This is a genomic window from Mycobacterium sp. pR1184, assembly GCF_041287235.1.
GTDB lineage: Bacteria > Actinomycetota > Actinomycetes > Mycobacteriales > Mycobacteriaceae > Mycobacterium.
Window position 1 is genome coordinate 115,632 of the sequence record NZ_JBGGKR010000010.1, and the last position, 18,763, is coordinate 134,394.

The window sequence follows — 18,763 nt, forward strand, 5'->3', positions numbered from 1 at the left end:
GTCACCTCTTTTCACCACTTCAGGCGGCTCACAGTCGGGCGCACTAGGCTGACAACCTGTGGAACCGGTATACGGGACTGTCATTGCGCTTGCTCGCCTGGTCTGGCGTCTCCAGGGCCTGAAGATCACGGTCTCCGGCGTCGAGAACCTACCGACCAGTGGTGGCGCGGTGATCGCGATCAACCACACCGGTTACCTCGACTTCACGTTCGCTGGGCTGCCGGCGTATGAACAGGGACTCGGCCGCAAAGTGCGGTTCATGGCCAAGCAAGAGGTGTTCGACGACAAGATCACCGGTCCCATCATGCGCAGCCTGCGCCACATTCCGGTGGATCGGCAGGATGGCGCCGCGTCCTACGAGGCGGCCGTGCGCAACCTCAAGGACGGCGAGCTGGTCGGCGTCTACCCCGAAGCGACGATCAGCCGCAGTTTCGAGATCAAGGAATGCAAGAGCGGTGCCGCGCGAATGGCCGTGGAGGCCGGGGTACCGATCGTTCCGCACATCGTCTGGGGTGCGCAGCGGATCTGGACCAAGGGCCACCCGAAGAAGCTCCTTCGCCCGAAGGTGCCGATCACGGTGCTGGTCGGCGAGCCGATCGAACCGACGCTGGGCGTGCCGGAGCTGCGTGGGCTGCTGCACTCGCGCATGCAGCACCTGCTGGAACGGGCGCAGGAGCAGTACGGACCGCATCCGGCCGGTGAGTTCTGGGTGCCGCGACGGTTGGGCGGCGGCGCCCCATCCCTGGCTGAAGCCGCTCGGATGGACGCCGAGGAGGCGGCCGCGCGGGCGGCGCGGCGGGCCCAAGCCGCGGGGGCGCCGGAGTAGCGGCCGATGGTGGAGCCGACCTATCGCACGTTGGAGATCCTGTCCCAGTTGGGAGTATTCGCCTCGGGCACCAGGATCAGCTACGGCGGGGTCGAGAACATCCCCGAGCGCGGGGGTGCGGTGGTCGCCATCAACCACACCAGCTACGTCGACTGGCTCCCGGCCGGGCTGGCCATGCGCCGGCGCCGCCGTCGGTTGCGGTTCATGATCAAGGCCGAGATGCAGCAGGTGAAGGTGGTCAACTTCCTCATCAGGCGCACCCAAACCATTCCGGTGGACCGAAACGCCGGGTCGGGTGCCTACACGGTGGCCGTGCAGCGGCTCCGCGAGGGGGAGCTGGTCGGGGTGTATCCCGAGGCCACCATCAGCCGCAGTTTCGAACTCAAGGAGTTCAAGACGGGTGCGGCCCGGATGGCCCGCGAAGCCGCCGTCCCGATCATTCCCGTCATCGTCTGGGGCGCACACCGGATCTGGACCAAGGATCATCCCCGCAGTATCGGCCGCCACAAAGTGCCGATCACCGTGCGGGTCGGACCGCCCTTGCACGCCGACGACGACATCGCCCAGACCGACGACGCGCTGCGCGAGGCGATGACCACGCTGCTCTACGAGGCGCAGCAGCAATATCCGCACCCGGCCGGGGAGTTCTGGGTCCCGCACCGCCTGGGCGGCGGGGCGCCGACGATGGCCGAGGCGGCGCAGATCGAGGCTGACGAGGCCGCGGCGCGTGCGGCGAACCGCACGCCGCGCCAGTAGCCTTACTGCGGAGGAGAAGACATGGCAGAGGGGTTTTACCGGTTCGGCGAGTTGATCGTTCCCCCGCTCGTCGCGATGAACGGGACCAAGTTCACGTTCCACGGTCTGGAGAACATCCCGCAACGCGGCCCGGCGCTGATCGCGCAGAACCACACCAGCTACCTGGACTGGCTCCCGTCGTTGTTCGCCGCGCGGGAACGGGGCCGGCGGATGTATTTCATGATCAAGGCCGAGATGGCCGACGTGAAGGCCGTCGACTACGTGATCAAGCACGCCCGGCTCATTCCGGTGGACCGCCGCAACGGGCAGGACGCCTTCGCGACGGCGGTGCAGCGATTGCGGGCGGGCGAACTGATCGGGATGCACCCCGAGGCCACCATCAGCCGCAGTTTCGAACTGCGGGAATTCAAGTCCGGTGCCGCGCGCATGGCGTTGGACGCGCAGGTGCCGATCGTTCCGCTGATTGTCTGGGGCGCACACCGCATTTGGCCGAAGGATCATCCAAAGAAGGTGTTCCGCAACAAGATTCCGATCACGGTGTCGGCCGGGCGCCCGATTGCTCCGCACGGCTCCGTCGAGCAACTCAACGCGACGCTGCGCCGGGCGATGAACGAGTTGCTCTACCGGGTGCAGGAGGAGTATCCGCATCCGCCGGGCGAGTTCTGGGTGCCGCAGCGCCTCGGCGGCGGCGCACCGAACCGCGATGACTCTCAGCAGATCCGGCTGGTCGAACTGCAGCAGCGGGCCCTGAAGTACGGGACCGACGGCGTTACCCGGCCGGGCGAGCAGCAAAGCGGACGGCATTGACGAGGACGACCTGCGCGACGGGCGGATCGCCTGAGTGACGGCTCAATGACGGCGCTGACATCGCGGCCGGCGCTTATTGCCTGCGACGTCGACGGCACCCTGTTCGACGACGACGAAACCATCACCCCGCGTACTCGTGCGGCGGTGCGCGCCGCCGTGGCCGCCGGCGCCAAATTCATTGTGGCTACCGGTCGCCCGCCGCGCTGGATTCGTCCCATCGTCGACGAGCTGGGCTTCGCGCCGATGGCCGTGTGCGCCAACGGCGCCGTCATCTACGACCCGGCCACCGACCGCGTGATATCGACGCGCACGTTGCCCGTCGACACCCTGGCCGAATTGGCCGAGCTCGCGACCCGGGTGATACCGGGTGCGGGCCTGGCGGTGGAGCGGATAGGCCGCAGCGCCCACGACACGGCGACCCCGCAGTTCGTCAGCTCGCCGGGCTATGAGCACGCGTGGCTGAATCCGGACAACACCGAGGTGTCGATCGAAGACCTGCTCAGCGCGCCGGCCATCAAACTGTTGATCCGCAAGGCCGGTGCCCGCAGCGCGGACATGGCCGCCGAGCTGGCCAAGCACGTCGGCGTCGAGGGCGACATCACCTACTCCACCAATAACGGCCTGGTGGAGGTGGTGCCGCTGGGAATCAGCAAGGCCACCGGCATCGAGGAGATCGCCCGGCCGCTGGAGATCGTCAGCGACGAAGTGGTGGCGTTCGGTGACATGCCCAACGACCTGCCGATGCTGCGGTGGGCCGGTCACGGCGTGGCCATGGGCAATGCCCACCCCGAAGTGCTTGCCGCCGCCAACGAGGTCACCGCGCGCAACAGCGACGACGGCGTCGGACGCGTGCTGGAACGATGGTGGGGATAGCCCGGCCGCGCCGGGTCTGATCTCTGCCGAAGCATCAGCAAATGTGGCAGACTGCCCGCGTGCCCGCCTTCCGGCCCGTTACCCCTCGTCAGGTGTCGTAGTGGGGTCGCAAGCCGAACCGCCGAACGGCGGTGAGCCCGTCGACGACAACGCCGAAGACGTGGACGCCGAGGCCGGCGGTAAGCCGGAGGGCGGCGACAAGCCGGAGCCGGAAAAGCTCACCGGCAGCGACGAGGCCGAGCAAGCCGCTGACGAGGACGGCTCCGGACGATTCCCGTCCGGCGGCAGCATGGAGTTCCAGGACGCGTCGACGACGAAGCCACGCCCGCCCACGCCGGCCGAACAGCGCGCCCGGGCCAAGTACGAAAAGAAGCAGAAGGAGCTGGAAGAGGCTCGGTTGGCCGCCGAGGAGAAGCGCCGCCACCAGCGCCGGGTGTTGATGGGCGCCGCGGCCGCCGTGGGCGTGGTGGGCCTGGTCGCCGGCCTTGGATATTGGATGTTGTCGGAGCCGGCGACCGTCACCGCCCAGTGCGTCCAGGACGATCCGAGCGGTCAGCCGGTGATCGTGCCGGACAGTTACTGCACCGGTCACACCGAGGGACTCAACGGCTTCTTCTTCTACGGCGGGCACCAATACCGTTACTACTACGGCAGTTCGGGCTCGGTGGGCTCGCGACCCAGCGGCGGGTCGACGACCGCGCCCAAGGGCGCCAACATCACCACCAAGTCGGGGAGCAGCATTTCGCGCGGCGGCCTGGGCGGCTCGTCGCCCGGCAAGAGCAGCGGCTCGTGAAGCGCGCTCGGCAGCGACCGCGGCCGAACTGGCAGACGATCGTCGAATCGCAAGGCTTGGTGTATGGGACGCCCGCGCGTGACGCCAGGGGCCGGGACCGCCCGTACTGGGACGAATCGGTGTATTACGAGTTCGAGATGGACGAGATCCTGGCGCTGGAAGCCGATGTCGAGCTGCTGCACTCGATGTGCCTGAACGCCGTCGAGCAGGTGGTGCTGATGGAGCGCTACGCGGAATTCGGTCTGCCGGAATGGAGTTGGCAACCGATTGCCGAGTCGTGGCGGCGGTCGGACCCACATGTTTACGGCCGCTTCGACTTACGCTACGACGGGCGACGGCCGGCGGTGCTGCTCGAGTACAACGCCGATACGCCGACGACGCTACTGGAAGCCGCTATCCTGCAATGGTATTGGCTCAAGGACTGCTTCCCCGGCGACGACCAGTGGAACTCCTTGCACGAACAGCTGGTCGACCGGTGGAAGCAGCTGCGCGATCTGCTGCCCAACGACGAGCTCCACCTGAGCTGGTCGGGCATGGAGGCCACCGGCGAGGACCAGATCACGACCACCTACATGCAGGAAACCGCCGCGGAGGCGGGTTTTGCGACCGTCGGCCTGACGATCGAGGACATCGGCTGGGACTCCGCGCTGCAGCGCTTCGTCGACCTCGAAGAGTCACCGATCCACGCGGTCTTCAAGCTCTACCCGTGGGAGTGGGTGCTCGACGACGAGTTCGGCAAGAACGTGGTGTCCAGCCTGCCCCAGACCGCGTGGATCGAACCGCTGTGGAAGACGTTGTTGTCGAACAAGGCGATCCTCGGCATCTTGTGGGAGATGTATCCGGGCCACCCGAACTTGTTGCCCGCCTACATCGACGATCCGCACGAGCTGACCGAATACGTGCGTAAACCCAAGCTGGGGCGCGAAGGTGCGAATATCACCGTCGTCGGCGCCGGCATGCAGACCGCGACGGGCGGTGTCTACGGCGAAGAGGGATACGTCTATCAATTGCTGGACCCGCTACCGGAATTCGACGACATGCGGCCCGCGCTGGGCGCCTGGATCGTCGGCGATACGGCCGCGGGCCTCGGCATCCGCGAGACCGCGGGCCTGATCACCGACGACGGCGCAGCCTTTGTCCCACACCGGATCCCCCAGAAGTGAACTTCTGAGCAACTGAACGGAGTTGATCGTCGATGACAAACATCGTGGCGCTGAATTCGGGCTATTGGGACCACGGCTATTGGGCGGTGCTCGGCCGTGGCGCCGGCGCCATCATCTTGTACGCGATCGTCGGACTGATCCTGATGCTGGTCGGGTTCTACGCCATCGACCTCACCACGCCGGGTCCGCTGCGCAAGATGGTCAACGCCGGAAAGCCGAACGCGATCATCGTGTCCGCGGCCGGCATGGTCAGCATGGCGTTGATCGTGGTGCTGGCGATCTACTCGTCGTCCGGAAAACTGGCCGAAGGCCTGGTGGGATCGGCGGTCTTCGGGCTGGTGGGCATCGTCGCCCAGGTGGTGATGATGCGGATCGCGACCATGGTGATCGGCATCGACATGGACGAGTTGTTCAACTCCGACGAGTTCAACTATGAGGCGCTGATGGTGGCCGCCGCGCAGGTGGCACTGGGCATCGTGGTGGCCGTCGCGATCCTCTGACGGCAGCCCGTCTAGCCGAAATCGGTGTCCCGCAAGCTCTTTGGCGGCACGGTGGACGCGGTGAGGGTGTCCGCATCGATGGTCTTGGGTCGGTAGGGCAGCTTCGGCAAGCGCGCCGACATCGTTGCGACGGGATGGTCGCAGGCTTCGGTCAGCCCGGAGAGAAACGCCCATTCATGTTCGTCGCTACCGAAATAGACGACGGTTGCGAAGGTTTCGCGGAATCGTCGCCACGACACGTGTAGCGATTCGTTGCGCCACAGGGTAGGACAGCCGGCCTGGGCGACGATCACCCTGCCGATGCTCGCGCAGCGTCGCAGGAACTCGGTGCCGTAGAGCCGGTTGTGCTGGACCGCTTCGGTGCGTTCGTCGGGAAGATCGATCACCACGACGTCGTATTGCGTGGTGACGCGGTCGACGAATTCCCAACCGTCGCAATAGTGCATGGCAACCGGGCCGGAACCTGTTTCCGCTCTGAGTAGTTCGTCCACCGTGTAGCCGTAGGGCAGGTGTCGCGCGCACATCCGCACGGCCTCGCGATCGATGTCGACATGATCGACGTGGGTGGCGCCCGCCGCCACGGCTTGCTGGCTGACCACGCCCTCGCCCGAGCCGATGACGAGCACGCGCTCGATCCGGCCGGCCAGCAGCAGCGCCGGTACCAGTAGCGCCTCGTGGTAGACGAGCTGACTGAGCTCGGTGCTCTGACGCTCGCCGTCGCTGAACAACGACACACCTTGCCGGGTGCGGCCGATCACCAGGTTCTGGAATTCGGTGTCGACGTCGCAGATGACCTCGGCGAGCTCCCAGATGCGGGTCAGCCCCGGCGCCAGCGGTTCGGCGACCTCCCACCGGTTGTCCGAAGGCTCGTCGAAATATGTTGGCAGCCAAGGGAACCCATTGAATTGCACCGAGGAATAGCTCGCGGTGTACGCGCCGGCGTCGGCGATCTCGACGCGGTCACCGGGACTCAGGGTGACCGGAAGCGGATAGCTCTGGTAGAGCACATCGTCGCCGTCGCAGGTCGGACCCGCGATTACCGCATCGCCGAAAGGATCACCATCCCGGCCGGTGCGCAGGCGGTACCGGATGTACTCGTTTTCGGTCTCGGCGAGACCGCCGTAGCGGCCGATGTCCAGGTACACCCAGCGCCTTGCGTCGGTGCCGGTGCGCACCGCCACCACCTCGCAGCTGATCGTGCCCGCCGAACCCGCGATCGCCCGGCCGGGTTCGATAGCCAGCTGCGGCGGGTTCGCGCCGAAGTGGCGGTCCAGTGCCGCGTAAACGGCCTCGGCGATTACGTCGAGGTCCGGTGCGCCGCTCGCGTATGCCAGCGGGTAACCGCCCCCGATGTTGACCGTGCCGATTTCGCCCATGCTGTCGAAAATAGCTGCAGCACACCGTATTCCGACCTCCCACGCCACCGGGTCAAGTTGCTGCGACCCGACGTGAAAGCACACCCCCTCGGGGCGGAGTCCCAGCCGCGCGGCCCGGTTCAGCAATTCGGCCGCGGCGTCCGGGGCGCAGCCGAACTTGTGGCCGAACGGCGTCACCGATGACGGAAAGTCGGGCGCGATACGGCATTCCACCGCTGCGGCCGGCGCGCGTTCGGCGATGGCCTCGAGTCCTGGTTCGGTGTCGAACGCGAACCGCCGCACCCCGCGCGCATGTGCCCGGGCGACGTCGGCGGGTTTCTTGACCGGGTTCCCGAACGTGAGCAGGCTGCCGTCGATCCCGGCGGAGCCGCACGTGTCAATCTCGCCGACCGATGCGACATCGAACGCGCAGCCGTGGGCGGCCAGCAGGCGCAGGATCGGTTCGGCGGGGTTCGCCTTGACCGCGTAACGGATCTGCGCCTGCGGAAACGCGGCGCGCATCGCCTGGAAGTTCTTGCGCACCCGAGAAAGATCGATGCTCAGGTACGGCGTCTCGGGCACAGGTCGCAGACTAGTACGCGCGTCGGCGCCCGCAGTCAGGCGTCCGGATGTGCCGGCAGCGAGAAGTGTTCCGGCGGAACGGCCGGGGCGCTGGGGGCCTGTCCTGACAGCTGTGTGGTGATCCCGTCGAGGATCTGGTTGATGTCGCCGGTGAGGCGGTTGTAGTTCAGCGTGCCATGCTGGAAGTTCTGCGTGATCCGCAGCGGCTCTTGGATTTCGGCGCTGGTCGGCAAGCCGAGCGGGCCGCGTTCGTAGCTCTGTGCGGCCCAGGCGTCATAGATCGCACCGGTGACGGGTTGCGCTCCGGTCGCCGGCGACCAGTACATCGCGCCCCTGGCGAAGGTGGAGTAGCGGGCACCGCCCTCGGCGTCGTCCTCCGGCGAGGTGGGCGCGCCCAGCACGCTGTTCATCCCGCCCAGCTCCAGCCAGTGCTGGTAGATCGCGCCGCCCTGCAGCGCCTTGATCAATTCCTCCGGCGGGTCGTTGAAATGAGATGCGATATCCCGGATTTCGTCCATCAGGGCGTAGGCGGCGTTGCCGGGGCAGTCGGTGTTGCCGACGTCGCGGTGGGTGAAGATGGTCGGCAGCGTCGCAACGGCGCCGGCCGGGTAGGTGGTGTAGTGGCTGCCCGCGGACTCCAATGTCACCGTGCCCTTCGGGTCGACGCCGTCCAGTCCGAGGCGCCAGCCCAGCAGCCGGCCGACCGAGCGAAGCTGCAGTGGCGTCGGCGGCAGGTCGTCGAAGTTGCCGATCATCGCGACACCCCAGGTGTTGCGGTTGAAGCCGCCGGTGTGGAAGCCCTCGACGGCCTTGGTGAGACCGCCGGCGCTGCCTTCGAACACCTGGCCGTACTTGTCGACCAGCGCGTTGTACGCGATGTCGCACCAGCCCAACGTCTTGCTGTGGTAGGTGTAAATGGCCTTGACGATGCCCGCTGATTCGAGCGGCGAGTAGTCGTTGCTGCCCGCCGTGTGATGGATGACGGCCGCGCGAATCCCGTTGTCGTACTGCGGACTACCGCAGCGCAGTGATTCGTCGGCGCCCCATTCCTCCCGGCTGATGATGGGCGGCGCCTGGCCGGGCATCACGACTCCGGCCGGCGGCGTCCACTGTGCCTTGGCGGGTGCCTGCGGCGGGGAGATGAGGATCGCGGAGATGTTCTGCCCGAACGGCTGTTCCCGCGAGGCGGGGCGGTAGCCCAGATCGTTGACCGGTGCGGCCGATGGTGCCGCCACGGTTACCGCGGCGTCGAGCGGGCGGGTGACCGCGATCTGGACGGTCGTCGTGGTGCCGACGAACACCGGATCGGTGCTGCGGGGGCCCTCGGTCGGTCCCGGCGGCGGGGCCGATTCGCCGGACGGTGGGCCGTTGTCCGGCGCCGCGGTCTCGTACTCGGTCTGGTACCAGGGCCCCCACGAACCGTCGGGGTGCTTAGCCCGCACCCGGGTCGAAGTGCCGGCCAGGTCACCGGTGAGCGCGACCAGAGAAAACGGCGTCTCCTGGGTGACTTCGCGGACCGTGACGCCGCCGCCGAGCCCGACCAGTGGCTGCTCGGCGAGCTTGGTGTCGTGGGTCGGCCGAGCGGCGGGCGGGGCGCTGTGGTCGCGGGTGAGGTCCGCGACCGCCGAGACCAGGACAACCGTCGCCGCGATGGCGGTCAGCAACATCGTGGGCGGACGGTGACGAGACAACACCAGCTGATGTTACGTGTGTTTCTGGTGTTATTTATGAGGCGACACGTTTTTCCGCGTGTCCAAACCGGTCCTCAAACTGTTCGACGGCACCGCAGAGGATTGGTAACTCTGCGGTGCCGTCAGGTGACAGGACCCCCGAAGTTCTAGACGGGAGGCAGCGCCGGCGGCAGCGCCGCAGCCGCGCCCGGCAGGGCACCCGCGGCACCCGGCAGCGCCGCAGCCGCACCCGGCAGGGCACCAGCGGCACCGGGGAGGGCACCCGCCGCACCCGGCAGTGCACCCGCCGCACCCGGCAGTGCACCGGCCGCGCCGCCCTGAGCCTGCATGATGGCCGGCATCACCAGGCCCTTGAGCAGGTCGATGGCCTGACCGGCACCGAGCTGGTTGGCGGCTTGCATCACGTCGTTGACGAGACCGCCACCGCCGCTGCTGCCGGTGCTGGCACCGCCGACCGGTGAACCGCCACCCAGGGTGGACGGGTCACCGAGGATTGGGTAGGTGCCGTCGGCACCCGGGTCCATTGGCGCGCTGATCGGCACCTCGTTGGGAGCGCCCAGGCCACCGGGAGTCAGCCCGGCCGGGCTGGTCAGCCCGGGGTTGGCCAGCGCCGGGTTCAGCCCGGCACCAGGCATCGTCGGCATACCGGGAGTGGTCGGCGTGCCGGGCACACCCGGCGTCAGCGCACCGGGCGCGGCACCGGGCGTCAGACCCGGGCTGGTCAGGCCGGGGCTGGTCAACCCCGGACTCGTCAACCCCGGGCTAGTCAATCCCGGGCTAGTCAGGCCCGGCGTGCCGAGACCAGGGCTGGTGAGGCCCGGGCTGGTCAGACCGGTGGTCCCGAGGCCCGGAGTGCCCAGGCCGGGGCTGGTCAGCCCCGTCGTCCCGAGGCCCGTCGTCCCGGTGCCGGCACCGCCCAGGGCGGGAATCGGCGGCAGGTTGACCCCGAACTGGGACAGACCCTGAGTCAGCGCGCCCACCAACTCGCCGGGCAGGTCGGTCATGACCGCTGCCTGCTTGAAGTCGTGGTGCTCGACCGGCTTACCGCTGGCGGTCGATTCGTAAACAAGGAAGTAAGCGCATGGACTCGCCACTGCCAGGGCGGCGACCGCGCTCATGGCTGTCGAGAGCTTGCGACGGCGTCGGTTCGGCACGGAAGTCTCCTCAATTCATCGGTTGTGTCGGAAGATCCCGCCGGTCCGTATCCGGTGGGAACCACACAGATTCGATGGTACGAGTGAGAAAGCTGTTACTAGAGTGGCGATATTGAATCGTGAGGTATTTGCGACCCTGGGCGTTACGTGCGATTCGGGTCACTGCAAACCAGTCTTCACGTGCTCGAATCCCACCGCGCCAGCCTCGCCAACTGGGGTAGCGCCCGTGGGGTCGGATACCCTAAGCAACCGATGACCGCTCGTTTTGACCTCCTCGTCGTCGGATCCGGATTCTTCGGCCTCACCATCGCCGAACGTGTGGCCACCCAACTCGGAAAGCGTGTGCTCGTCGTCGAGAGACGCCCACACATCGGTGGCAACGCCTACTCCGAAGCGGAGCCGCAGACTGGCATCGAGGTCCACAAGTACGGCGCCCACCTGTTCCACACCTCGAACAAGAGGGTGTGGGATTACGTGCGCCAGTTCACCGAATTCACCAACTACCAGCACCGGGTGTTCGCGATGCACAACGGGCAGGCCTATCAGTTCCCGATGGGGCTGGGCCTGGTGTCGCAGTTTTTCGGCAAGTACTTCACTCCCGAGCAGGCCCGACAGCTGATCGCCGAGCAGGCCGCCGAGATCGACACCGCCGATGCGCAGAACCTCGAGGAAAAGGCGATCTCGCTGATCGGCCGGCCGCTCTACGAGGCGTTCGTCAAGGGCTACACCGCCAAGCAGTGGCAGACCGACCCGAGAGAACTGCCCGCGGCCAACATCACCCGGCTGCCGGTGCGCTACACCTTCGACAACCGCTACTTCAACGACACCTACGAGGGCCTGCCGCTGGGCGGTTACACCGCATGGCTGGAGAACATGGCCGCCGACGAACGCATCGAGGTCCGGTTGAACACCGACTGGTTCGACGTCCGCGACCAGCTGCGCGCCGAGAGCCCCGATGCTCCGGTCGTCTACACCGGCCCGCTGGACCGCTACTTCGACTACGCCGAGGGGAGGCTCGGCTGGCGCACCCTGGACTTCGAGCTCGAGGTGCTACCCGTCGGCGACTTCCAGGGCACCCCGGTGATGAACTACAACGATCCCGACGTCCCGTACACCCGCATCCACGAGTTCCGTCACTTCCACGTCGAGCGCGACTACCCGACCGACAAGACGGTCATCATGCGCGAGTACTCCCGGTTCGCCGGCGACGACGACGAGCCCTACTATCCGATTAATACCGAGGCCGACCGCGCCCTGTTGGCCGCCTACCGGGGGAGGGCGAAGTCCGAGACGGCCTCGTCGAAGGTACTTTTCGGCGGGCGGCTGGGCACCTATCAGTATCTGGATATGCACATGGCGATTGCCAGCGCACTGAACATGTACGACAACACCCTCGCGCCGCACCTGCGCGACGGAACCCCGTTGACCGAAGAGGAAGGCGCGCGCCCGTGACTGCCGTGAGCTTGCTGTCCCGAATCATCCTGCCGCGCCCGGGGGAACCGCTCGATGTGCGCAAGCTGTACCTCGAGGAGTCGACCACCAACGCCCGGCGGGCGCACGCGACCAGCCGCACCTCGCTGGAGATCGGCAAGGAGTCCGAGGTCTCTTTCGCCACGTATTTCAACGCCTTCCCGGCGAGCTACTGGCGCCGCTGGTCCATCTGCACGTCGGTGGTGCTGCGGGTCGAGCTGACCGGAACCGGACGCGTCGACGTGTACCGCACCAAGGCCACCGGGGTGCGGATCTCGGTGGAGGGCCGCCAATTCGTCGGGACCGATGAGCAGCCGGCCGTCGTCGAGATCGAGGTGCCGCTGAAGTCGTTCGAGGACGGCGGCTGGATTTGGTTCGACATCACCACCGATACCGCGGTCAACTTGGTCAGCGGCGGTTGGTATGCGACCCAGCCCGCTCCGGGCACGGCCAACATCGCCGTCGGCATCCCGACGTTCAACCGACCCGCCGATTGCGTCAACGCGCTCGCCGATCTCACCGCAGACCCGTTGGTGGACAAGGTAATTGGTGCGGTGATCGTCCCGGACCAGGGCACCCGCAAGGTGCGCGACCACCCGGATTTCGCCGCGGCGGCCGCGGGGCTGGGCAACCGGCTCTCGATCCACGACCAGCCCAACCTCGGCGGGTCCGGTGGCTACAGCCGGGTGATGTACGAGGCGCTGAAAAATACCGACTGCCAACAGATCCTGTTCATGGACGACGACATCCGCATCGAGCCGGACACGATCTTGCGGGTGCTGGCGATGAACCGCTTCGCCAAGACGCCGATGCTGATCGGCGGTCAGATGCTCAACCTGCAGGAGCCGTCGCACCTGCACATCATGGGCGAGGTCGTCAACCAGTCGAATTTCATGTGGACCGCCGCGCCGCACGCCGAGTACGACCACAACTTCGCCGAATTCCCGTTGAACGACAAGAACGATCGCAGCGCGCTGCTGCACCGGCGCATCGACGTCGACTTCAACGGCTGGTGGACGTGCATGATCCCGCGGCAGGTCGCCGAGGAGCTGGGCCAGCCGCTGCCGCTGTTCATCAAGTGGGACGACGCGGAATACGGCTTACGTGCCGGCGAGCACGGCTACCCGACGGTCACGCTGCCCGGCGCCGCGATCTGGCACATGGCCTGGAGCGACAAGGACGACGCGATCGACTGGCAGGCCTACTTCCATCTGCGCAACCGCCTGGTGGTCGCCGCGCTGCACTGGGACGGCGAGGTCTGCGGCCTGGTGCGCAGCCACCTCAAGGCAACACTGAAACATCTTGCCTGCCTTGAATATTCGACTGTCGTGATCCAGAACCGGGCCATCGACGACTTCCTCGCCGGCCCGGAGCACATCTTCTCGATACTGGAATCGGGGCTGCCGGAAGTTCATCGGCTGCGCAAAGAGTATCCGGACGCGGTCGTGCTGCCGGCCGCCAGCGAACTGCCTGCGCCGCAGCACAAGACGAAGGCGATGAAGCCGCCGGTGAACCCGGTGTCGATCAGCTACCGGCTGGCTCGCGGGATTGCGCACAACCTGAAGACCGCAGATCCGGAAAGCCACCGCCGCCCGGAGTTCAACGTGCCGACCCAGGACGCGCGCTGGTTCCGGCTGTGCACCGTCGACGGTGTCACGGTTACCACGGCCGACGGATGCGGTGTGGTCTACCGCCAGCGCGATCGGCGCAAGATGTTCACCCTGCTGCTGCAATCGCTGCGCCGCCAGCGCCAGCTGCTGAGCCGATTCGACGAGATGCGCCGGGTGTACCGCGACGCGCTGCCGGTGTTGTCCAGCAAGCAGAAGTGGGAAACCGTGCTGCTATCGGAAACAAGCCATGCCTGAACCGGCGCCGCGCGGCGAAGTGGCCGCGATGGTTGCCGTTCAGTCGGCACTGGCTTACCGCCCCGGGGTGCTGGCCACCGCGCGCGGGATGTCGCACTTCGGGGAGCACAGCCTCGGGTGGTTGATCGTCGAACTGCTGGGCGCCCTGTTGTGGGAGCGCCGCCGCCGGGAATGGCTGGTGGCGGCGGCCGGCACGTTCGCCGCGCACGCGGCCGCCGTGCTGATCAAGCGGGTGGTGCGCCGCAAGCGTCCGCATCATCCGGCCGTCGCGGTCAATGTCGGTACTCCCAGCCAGCTGAGTTTCCCGTCCGCTCATGCCACTTCCACGACGACCGCGGCCATTCTGATGGGCCGAGCCACCGGACTGCCGCTGCCGGTGGTGCTGGTTCCGCCGATGGCGGTGTCGCGGATACTGCTGGGCGTGCACTATCCCAGCGACGTGGCCTTCGGCGTGGCGCTGGGCGCCGTGGTCGCTCGCCTTGCACTCTGGCTCGATAGAAAGTCGAGATAGGTGTGGCCGAAATGAGCGAAGCCGAAATGGACGCAGGCGTGGTGACCGGACGACCTCCGGCGAACTTGATCACTGGAGTGATCAAGGCCATGCGCCCGCGGCAATGGGTGAAGAACGTGTTGGTGGCGGCCGCGCCGGTGGCCGCGGCGGGCCGCGGCGTCCGCTACGACTATGCGGAGGTGGCGTCCAAGGTCGGCGTGGCGTTCGTGGTGTTCTGCCTGGCGGCCTCGGCGATCTATCTGATCAACGACGTCCGCGACGTCGAGGCAGACCGCGAGCACCCCACCAAGCGATTCCGGCCGATCGCCGCCGGCGTAGTGCCCGAATGGCTGGCCTACGCACTGGCCGTGGTGCTCGGCGCGGCCTCGCTGGGTATTTCCTGGTGGCTCACGCCGAACCTCGCGGTGGTGATGGGCATCTACCTCGCGATGCAACTGGCGTACTGCTTCGGCCTGAAACATCAAGCGGTAATGGACATTTGCATCGTGTCGTCGGCGTATCTGCTGCGGGCCATCGCCGGGGGTGCGGCCACCGACATCCCGTTGTCGCAGTGGTTCTTGCTGACGGCGGCGTTCGCGTCGCTGTTCATGGTGGCGGGCAAGCGCTACGCGGAATTGCAGTTGGCCGAGCGAACCGGGGCGGCGATCCGCAAATCGCTGGAAAGCTACACCAGCACCTACCTGCGATTCGTCTGGACGCTGTCCGCGACGTCGGTGGTGTTGTGTTACGGGATGTGGGCGTTCGAGCGGGACCGCTATTCGGGTTCCTGGTTCGCGGTGTCGATGGTCCCGTTCACGATCGCGATCCTGCGTTATGCGGTCGACGTCGACGGCGGACTGGCCGGCGAGCCCGAAGACATTGCGCTGCGTGACCGGGTGTTGCAGCTGCTGTTCCTCGCGTGGATCGCAACAGTTGGTGCCGCCGTTGCCTTCGGCTAGCCCAAGTCTTGATGCGTTGAAGCGCTTCAACGGCACGGTGATCCGCCGCCGGCCCAGGATCGGTCGTCGGCCGCCGTTCCCCTACGACACCTCGGTTCGGGTGAGCCTGTGGGTGAGCGTGGCGGTGGTGGCTGTGCTGTTCGGCTGGGGAGCCTGGCAGCGCCGCTGGATCGCCGACGACGGACTGATCGTGTTGCGCACGGTACGCAACCTGCTGGCCGGCAACGGGCCGGTTTTCAACCAGGGTGAGCGGGTCGAGGCGAACACCTCCACGGCGTGGACCTACCTGGTGTACATCGGAAGCTGGGTCGGCGGACCGGTGCGGATGGAGTATGTCGCGCTGGCGCTGGCCCTGGTGCTGTCGGTGTTGGGCGTGGTGCTGCTGATGCTGGGCGCCGGCCGGCTTTACGCCCCCAGCCTGCGGGGACGCCGGGCGATCATGCTGCCCGCGGGGGCGCTCGTCTACATCGCGTTGCCGCCGGCGCGGGACTTCGCCACCTCCGGGCTGGAGAGCGGGCTGACGCTGGCCTACCTGGGATTGCTGTGGTGGCTGATGGTCCGCTGGGCGCAGCCGGTGCGGAACCGGCCGGATAACGACGTGTTCCTCGGGGTGCTGGCCTTCGTCGCGGGGTTCAGTGTGCTGGTGCGTCCGGAGCTGGCGCTGATGGGCGGCCTGGCTCTGGTCATGATGCTGATTTCGGCCCGGACCTGGCGCCGGCGCGTGCTGATCGTCGTCGCCGGCGGTTTCCTTCCGGTGGCCTACCAGATCTTCCGGATGGGCTACTACGGCTTGCTGGTTCCCGGGACGGCGCTGGCCAAGGACGCCGCTGGTGACAAGTGGTCTCAGGGCATGATCTACCTGTCGAACTTCATCTCGCCCTACGCCGTGTGGCTGCCGGTGCTGCTGCTGGTCCCGCTGGGGCTACTGCTGATGATGGTGCGCCGGCGGCCGTCGTTCTTGCGCCCGATGCCGGCGCCCAACTACGGGCGGGTGGCGCGGGCCGTGCAAAGCCCACCGGCGGTGGTGGCCTTCGTCCTCGTAAGCGGGCTGCTGCAGGCTCTCTACTGGACTCGGCAGGGCGGGGATTTCATGCACGCGCGAGTGCTGCTGGCACCGCTATTTTGTTTGCTGGCCCCGGTCGCCGTGATCCCCGTGCTGATCCCCGACGGGCAGGACTATTCACGCGAAACGGGTTACTGGCTGGCCGGTGCCGCCAGCCTGCTGTGGCTGGGTATCGCGGGCTGGTCGCTGTGGGCAGCAAACTCGCCGGGGATGGGTTACGACGCCACCCACGTCACCTACAGCGGCATCGTCGACGAGCGCCGCTTCTACGCCCAGGCGACCGGGCACGCGCATCCGCTGACCGCCGCCGATTACCTCGATTACCCGAGGATGGCGGCGGTGTTGGCGGCCCTGGACAACACCCCGGACGGGGCGCTGTTGTTGCCGTCGGGCAACTACATTCAGTGGGACATCGTGCCCCAGTCGCAGCAGCCGCCGCCGGCCCCGGGCAGCCCCCCCGACAGCAAACCGCCGCAAAAGCCGCAACATGCAGTGTTTTTCACCAACCTGGGCATGCTGGGCATGAACGTCGGGCTCGACGTCCGGGTCATCGACCAGATCGGGCTGGCGAACCCGCTCGCTCAGCACACCCAGCGCCTGACGCACGGCCGGATCGGGCATGACAAGAACCTCTTCCCGGACTGGGTGATCGCCGACGGCCCGTGGGTGAAGGTGTATCCGGGCATTCCTGGCTATCTGGACGCGAATTGGGTTGCCCAGGCAGTGGCGGCGCTGCAGTGCCCGGAGACCAAGGCGGTGCTGGCGTCGGTGCGCGCCCCGATGTCGCTGCACCGGTTTGTCTCAAACTTCTTGCACTCCTTCGAATTCACCGCCTACCGAATCGACCGGGTTCCGCGCTACGAACTCGCCAGGTGTGGCCTGCCGGTGCCGGAGCCGAGTCCGCCGCCGCCCCGCGAGTGAATATTGCGTGGACAAATCTCACAGATCGCGAACCCATCACAATTTTCTGGAGAAGTGCACGCACAGCAAATTCACATTTGCACCGTCACCAGTGGTCGTTCACCGTCCGGCACATGCGGAAATGCCGATTTCGACCGTCCGATGCCGCGCGAAAACCCCAAGAAATCGTCCTCGAATGACGGTTTGCCCAGCGTCCTCGATGAGAGCCCGCGGGGGTTCGTGTGGTTCACTAAGCCAGTACTGCCGCGCCCGTTGCGCATGCAGTGCGAACCAATCACCGACGCGCCCTGATGACGGATGCGCCGAAAAGATGAGGAAGCAAGAATGACGCTTGTTGACAGGTTTCGCGGCGCCGTGGCTCGGATGCCACGTCGGCTCGTGGTGGGTGCCGCGGGGGCGGCTCTGCTCTCGGGTCTGATCGGCGTCGTGGGGGGCCCGGCGACCGCTGGGGCGTTCTCTCGCCCCGGGCTCCCGGTGGAGTACCTGCAGGTTCCATCGGCCGCAATGGGCCGCGACATCAAGGTTCAGTTCCAGAGCGGCGGAGCCAACGCGCCCGCGCTGTACCTGCTGGACGGTATGCGCGCTCAGGACGACTTCAACGGCTGGGACATCAACACCCCTGCGTTCGAGTGGTACAACCAGTCCGGCATCGCGACCGTGATGCCCGTTGGTGGCCAGTCCAGCTTCTACTCCGACTGGTATGCGCCCGCCTGCGGTAAGGCCGGCTGCACCACCTACAAGTGGGAGACCTTCCTGACCAGCGAGCTGCCGCAGTACCTGTCGGCCAACAAGCAGGTCAAGCCGACCGGCAGTGCGGCCGTCGGTCTGTCGATGGCCGGTTCGTCGGCGCTGATCCTGGCGGCCTACCACCCCGACCAGTTCGTCTACGCCGGCTCGCTGTCGGCGCTGCTGGACCCGTCCCAGGGCATGGGACCCACCCTGATCGGCTTGGCCATGGGTGACGCCGGCGGTTACAAGACCAAGGACATGTGGGGACCGTCCAGCGACCCGGCGTGGCAGCGCAACGACCCGTCGCTGCAGGTCGCCAGGCTGGTCTCGAACAACACCCGGATCTGGGTTTACTGCGGTAACGGCAAGCCGTCCGACCTCGGTGGCGACAACCTGCCCGCCAAGTTCCTGGAGGGCTTCGTGCGGACGTCCAACCTGAAGTTCCAGGAGGCCTACAACGCGGCCGGCGGTCACAACGCGGTCTGGAACTTCGACGCCAACGGCACCCACGACTGGCCCTACTGGGGCGCGCAGCTGCAGGCGATGAAGCCTGACCTGCAGTCGGTGCTGGGCGCTACCCCGGGCGCCGGTCCGGCCACGGCCGCGCCTGCGGCCGCGCCGAGCCAGGGCACCTAAACCCGGTAGAACACACGATTGACGGCGGGAACCTTCGGGTTTCCGCCGTCGGTCGTTGTGCGGTGTGACTTGTTTCACTACCCTGCGGGTCGGCCTCACTTCGGCCCTGGTTACTGTGCAAACACAGCGA

At 66.9% G+C, this 18,763-nt stretch carries 16 protein-coding genes; 13 read left to right on the top strand and 3 right to left on the bottom strand.

Going from position 1 to position 18,763, the window contains the following annotated elements:
- The first annotated feature begins 58 nt into the window (after positions 1–58).
- From ACAG21_RS18545 to ACAG21_RS18575, 7 genes are all read left to right on the top strand, one after another.
- Positions 59–826, top strand: coding sequence for a 1-acyl-sn-glycerol-3-phosphate acyltransferase (locus ACAG21_RS18545; RefSeq protein ID WP_342930813.1), 768 nt, complete (start codon positions 59–61; stop codon positions 824–826).
- A gap of 6 nt (positions 827–832) precedes the next feature.
- Complete coding sequence (locus tag ACAG21_RS18550; protein ID WP_370497720.1) at positions 833–1,582, top strand: lysophospholipid acyltransferase family protein; 750 nt, start codon at positions 833–835, stop codon at positions 1,580–1,582.
- A gap of 21 nt (positions 1,583–1,603) precedes the next feature.
- Positions 1,604–2,389, top strand: coding sequence for a lysophospholipid acyltransferase family protein (locus ACAG21_RS18555; protein WP_370497721.1), 786 nt, complete (start codon positions 1,604–1,606; stop codon positions 2,387–2,389).
- Between the two features lie 45 nt (positions 2,390–2,434).
- On the top strand, positions 2,435–3,262 hold the full coding sequence (locus ACAG21_RS18560; protein WP_370497722.1) for an HAD family hydrolase: 828 nt from the start codon (positions 2,435–2,437) through the stop codon (positions 3,260–3,262).
- A 100-nt stretch (positions 3,263–3,362) separates the two neighbouring features.
- Positions 3,363–4,055 (top strand): hypothetical protein, encoded by a 693-nt coding sequence (locus ACAG21_RS18565; RefSeq protein ID WP_370497723.1) that lies wholly within the window; start codon positions 3,363–3,365, stop codon positions 4,053–4,055.
- The gene (locus ACAG21_RS18570) at positions 4,052–5,218 is read left to right on the top strand and encodes a glutathionylspermidine synthase family protein (protein ID WP_370497724.1); all 1,167 of its coding nucleotides are present in this window, start codon (positions 4,052–4,054) and stop codon (positions 5,216–5,218) included. Before ACAG21_RS18565 ends, ACAG21_RS18570 begins: the two co-directional genes overlap by 4 nt.
- Before the next feature lie 32 nt (positions 5,219–5,250).
- A complete protein-coding gene (locus tag ACAG21_RS18575; RefSeq protein WP_370497725.1) occupies positions 5,251–5,718 on the top strand; it encodes a DUF350 domain-containing protein in 468 nt (155 codons plus the stop codon).
- Positions 5,719–5,729: 11 nt separating this feature from the next.
- On the opposite strand, the gene ACAG21_RS18580 is transcribed toward ACAG21_RS18575, so the two are convergent.
- From ACAG21_RS18580 to ACAG21_RS18590, 3 genes are all read right to left on the bottom strand, one after another.
- Entirely contained in the window at positions 5,730–7,655 is a 1,926-nt protein-coding gene (locus ACAG21_RS18580; RefSeq protein WP_370497726.1) for an alanine racemase, read from the bottom strand.
- A 35-nt stretch (positions 7,656–7,690) separates the two neighbouring features.
- Entirely contained in the window at positions 7,691–9,346 is a 1,656-nt protein-coding gene (locus ACAG21_RS18585; RefSeq protein WP_370497826.1) for an N-acetylmuramoyl-L-alanine amidase, read from the bottom strand.
- A gap of 146 nt (positions 9,347–9,492) precedes the next feature.
- Entirely contained in the window at positions 9,493–10,500 is a 1,008-nt protein-coding gene (locus tag ACAG21_RS18590; protein WP_370497727.1) for a PirG, read from the bottom strand.
- 252 nt (positions 10,501–10,752) lie between these two features.
- Between ACAG21_RS18590 and glf the strand changes: the two genes are divergently transcribed.
- The 6 genes from glf (at position 10,753) to ag85A (ending at position 18,633) form a co-directional block, all read left to right on the top strand.
- Positions 10,753–11,952, top strand: a complete 1,200-nt coding sequence (glf, locus tag ACAG21_RS18595; RefSeq protein ID WP_370497728.1) for a UDP-galactopyranose mutase — start codon at positions 10,753–10,755, stop codon at positions 11,950–11,952.
- Positions 11,949–13,835 carry a glycosyltransferase gene (locus ACAG21_RS18600; RefSeq protein WP_370497729.1) on the top strand — a complete coding sequence of 629 codons (1,887 nt, stop codon included), beginning with the start codon at positions 11,949–11,951 and terminating at the stop codon, positions 13,833–13,835. The genes glf and ACAG21_RS18600 overlap by 4 nt, the downstream gene beginning before the upstream one ends.
- On the top strand, positions 13,828–14,346 hold the full coding sequence (locus tag ACAG21_RS18605; RefSeq protein WP_370497730.1) for a phosphatase PAP2 family protein: 519 nt from the start codon (positions 13,828–13,830) through the stop codon (positions 14,344–14,346). Before ACAG21_RS18600 ends, ACAG21_RS18605 begins: the two co-directional genes overlap by 8 nt.
- 26 nt (positions 14,347–14,372) lie before the next feature.
- Complete coding sequence (locus ACAG21_RS18610) at positions 14,373–15,284, top strand: decaprenyl-phosphate phosphoribosyltransferase (RefSeq protein ID WP_370497827.1); 912 nt, start codon at positions 14,373–14,375, stop codon at positions 15,282–15,284.
- Positions 15,271–17,268, top strand: coding sequence for a terminal beta-(1->2)-arabinofuranosyltransferase (gene aftB, locus ACAG21_RS18615; protein WP_370497731.1), 1,998 nt, complete (start codon positions 15,271–15,273; stop codon positions 17,266–17,268). Before ACAG21_RS18610 ends, aftB begins: the two co-directional genes overlap by 14 nt.
- 324 nt (positions 17,269–17,592) lie before the next feature.
- On the top strand, positions 17,593–18,633 hold the full coding sequence (gene ag85A / locus ACAG21_RS18620) for a diacylglycerol acyltransferase/mycolyltransferase Ag85A (protein ID WP_370497732.1): 1,041 nt from the start codon (positions 17,593–17,595) through the stop codon (positions 18,631–18,633).
- Positions 18,634–18,763: the final 130 nt, after the last annotated feature.

Coding starts and splice junctions, on each gene's coding strand:
- ACAG21_RS18550 (WP_370497720.1), top strand. CDS start 833: ATGGTGGAGCCGACCTATCGCACGTTGGAGATCCTGTCCCAGTTGGGA.
- ACAG21_RS18555 (WP_370497721.1), top strand. CDS start 1,604: ATGGCAGAGGGGTTTTACCGGTTCGGCGAGTTGATCGTTCCCCCGCTC.
- ACAG21_RS18560 (WP_370497722.1), top strand. CDS start 2,435: ATGACGGCGCTGACATCGCGGCCGGCGCTTATTGCCTGCGACGTCGAC.
- ACAG21_RS18575 (WP_370497725.1), top strand. CDS start 5,251: ATGACAAACATCGTGGCGCTGAATTCGGGCTATTGGGACCACGGCTAT.
- glf (WP_370497728.1), top strand. CDS start 10,753: ATGACCGCTCGTTTTGACCTCCTCGTCGTCGGATCCGGATTCTTCGGC.
- ACAG21_RS18605 (WP_370497730.1), top strand. CDS start 13,828: ATGCCTGAACCGGCGCCGCGCGGCGAAGTGGCCGCGATGGTTGCCGTT.
- ACAG21_RS18610 (WP_370497827.1), top strand. CDS start 14,373: ATGGACGCAGGCGTGGTGACCGGACGACCTCCGGCGAACTTGATCACT.
- ag85A (WP_370497732.1), top strand. CDS start 17,593: ATGACGCTTGTTGACAGGTTTCGCGGCGCCGTGGCTCGGATGCCACGT.